Raw genomic sequence first — 2,077 nt, 5'->3', positions numbered from 1 at the left:
TGATCTCGTCATGAATGACGCGAGCGCCGGCGACCGCCGCCTGGCGAAGCGTGCTTTCGCTCACCGCCTCGTCAAGCGAGCGCAACATCCCCGTCAACGATTCGAGATTCTCGATACGATAGTCTCGGCTCATCGCCCAATGACCTCGCCCTTACGCACAATCACCTGTTTCGCCCCAGAGCGCTTGATCTCCTCGAGATCGATGCCGAAGGCACAGATCGCGATTTCGTCGGCACTTCGATTGCACTCGCCAGCACGCTCGGATGCTGAACGAGCCGGGTTGCACCAACCGGACCATGGCGTGAAATCCGCCGCACGCAGCGCGGGCGCATCCTTGCCGCGATGCATGTTGTATAAGAGGCTCATCAGCGTGCCTACCCGCAAATCTTCGATGTGCTCGCCCCACGGCTCGTGCTCGAACAACGCTACCCAGTCCGCGAACTCGGCGCTAGACACTTCGAGCTTGGCGCGCCGCACCGACATGCCCAGCTTCATGGCGATGCGCATCCACATCAGTTTCTGCGGGTCGGCCCTTAGTTTTTTAAGGCTTGCTCCTGCGCGCGCTGACCCAGCGCATTCAGGCGCATCGCAATCTGCGCGAGTTCCTCGAGCAACGGCGCACGACCGGCGCGCATGACCGCCACATCATCCTGGCTGAACACCGGCTCGTCGTTTTCGTTCACGACCGTCGCCGCAATCAGGGCTGCTTCGAAACCACTATTGCCCCCGCCATTCTTCGCGCTGTCGTAGAGTGCATCGCGCGCCGCCCCTGAGAGCTCTCGAAAGCGCACCGTTTCGCCATCCAGCGTCTGCACCGGCTCTTCCACAACAAGCGGCGCAAACGCCGCGAGAAACTGCTCCTTGTTCATCACCTTTGCATCCTGCATCTTAAATTTAAGGACCGGTCCACAGCGTCGGGCTTGGATTACGTCGTTGGCTTCGCGTGATCGACGCTACTCGTGCTCGGCTTTACAGTAATGTCACCGGTAATCTCGAGATTGATCGAGCCCGCCACGTATTGATCAACCTTGGCAGAAATCGGGAAGTCCTTGACATACGCCTTGAACTCGATCGTGCTCCCATCCGAGAGCGTGAGCTTGAATTGGAGCAAGGTGCCTTTCTGCTTAGCTTCAAGCAGGGCCTTGTGAGACGCTTCCTTGAAATTGATAAATAGGGCGATCGTCACCTGTCCCCAGTCCTGCAAGCCAGGACTCTTCTCTTTGCTTTCGCTATCGAGACGCGTGACATCGGCCATGTTGGCCGAACCATTGAAGCCTGTTATGTCGCTCAGGTTTGTGACCTGCTCCCAAGTTACTGCTTGGGAATCGCCGCCAGCAACGCTGTACTGCAGCACTGTCTTCTGCGATCGCACAGCGCTTGTGCTTTTCTGCGTTTGGACGCTGTCTTGTAGCGTTCTCACTTCAGCCATTTCAGTTGCTCTCCCTCATCATACGTAATCCCCCGACTCAGCGTGGCCAAGAAGTTTGCACTGCTCGCTACCACTTACCCCCGGCTCACCCCAGCTCACTCCAAACGCTCACTTCAACACGGCTACCGAATAGCCGCGTCTCACGCTCAAAGACATTCGAAGGCGCGCCTAGCGGCACAGCCCCAACCTCAGGGCGAATCACCGCGCGCATGACTTGTTGCATCAGCGAGGAACGACCCTCCGGCGTCGCATGCCACACCGCGATCTGTACCCGCGCGCGATACTTATCCAACGCTTTGCCGCTCAGGTCGACGCCAATTTCACCCCCCGCCACCTGATACACGATCCAGGGCGGAGCCACGCCTTGCTTGGCGACGTCAGCAAACACGTGGCCGTCCGCCAGGCTCGCCAAGGCATCGCGAACAAGGTCTTCAGCGCTCATCGCTCACACAAATGAGGATGACATGTTGGCGCCGACGCAAATCGGGGCGCACCGCCTCCACACGCATCGCTTGTCCATCCACCACCACGCGCATGCCTGCACGAATGTCCCGTCGATAGCGAATGCGCACACTCGCCCGGACCTCGCTGATGAGTGCATCGGAGGCGATCACCGTCCGGCCACTATCCATGAACACGTCAGCCCAT

At 59.1% G+C, this 2,077-nt stretch carries 5 protein-coding genes; all 5 read right to left on the bottom strand.

What is annotated here, in order from left to right; genetic code table 11:
- Nucleotides 1-129: 129 nt before the first annotated feature.
- A complete protein-coding gene (locus QCE79_RS32515) occupies nucleotides 130-513 on the bottom strand; it encodes a hypothetical protein (protein WP_309851443.1) in 384 nt (127 codons plus the stop codon).
- A 20-nt stretch (nucleotides 514-533) separates the two neighbouring features.
- Entirely contained in the window at nucleotides 534-869 is a 336-nt protein-coding gene (locus QCE79_RS32510; RefSeq protein ID WP_309851440.1) for a hypothetical protein, read from the bottom strand.
- A gap of 56 nt (nucleotides 870-925) precedes the next feature.
- On the bottom strand, nucleotides 926-1,429 hold the full coding sequence (locus tag QCE79_RS32505) for a phage tail tube protein (RefSeq protein ID WP_309851437.1): 504 nt from the start codon (nucleotides 1,427-1,429) through the stop codon (nucleotides 926-928).
- Nucleotides 1,430-1,514: 85 nt separating this feature from the next.
- Entirely contained in the window at nucleotides 1,515-1,871 is a 357-nt protein-coding gene (locus tag QCE79_RS32500; RefSeq protein WP_309851434.1) for a DUF3168 domain-containing protein, read from the bottom strand.
- On the bottom strand, nucleotides 1,861-2,077 hold a 217-nt coding region (locus tag QCE79_RS32495; protein ID WP_309851431.1), incomplete at its 5' end, for a phage head closure protein. The genes QCE79_RS32495 and QCE79_RS32500, both read right to left, overlap by 11 nt.

This window comes from Caballeronia sp. LZ003 (assembly GCF_031451465.1).
Classification (GTDB): Bacteria; Pseudomonadota; Gammaproteobacteria; order Burkholderiales; family Burkholderiaceae; genus Caballeronia.
Note: the sequence above shows the minus strand (reverse complement) of the source record. Positions and strands in the feature narration are given on the sequence as shown.

What these genes read in the sequence shown, in the direction of transcription:
- QCE79_RS32515 (WP_309851443.1), bottom strand. Translation starts at nt 513, where the DNA reads ATGTGGATGCGCATCGCCATGAAGCTGGGCATGTCGGTGCGGCGCGCC.
- QCE79_RS32510 (WP_309851440.1), bottom strand. Translation starts at nt 869, where the DNA reads ATGAACAAGGAGCAGTTTCTCGCGGCGTTTGCGCCGCTTGTTGTGGAA.
- QCE79_RS32505 (WP_309851437.1), bottom strand. Translation starts at nt 1,429, where the DNA reads ATGGCTGAAGTGAGAACGCTACAAGACAGCGTCCAAACGCAGAAAAGC.
- QCE79_RS32500 (WP_309851434.1), bottom strand. Translation starts at nt 1,871, where the DNA reads ATGAGCGCTGAAGACCTTGTTCGCGATGCCTTGGCGAGCCTGGCGGAC.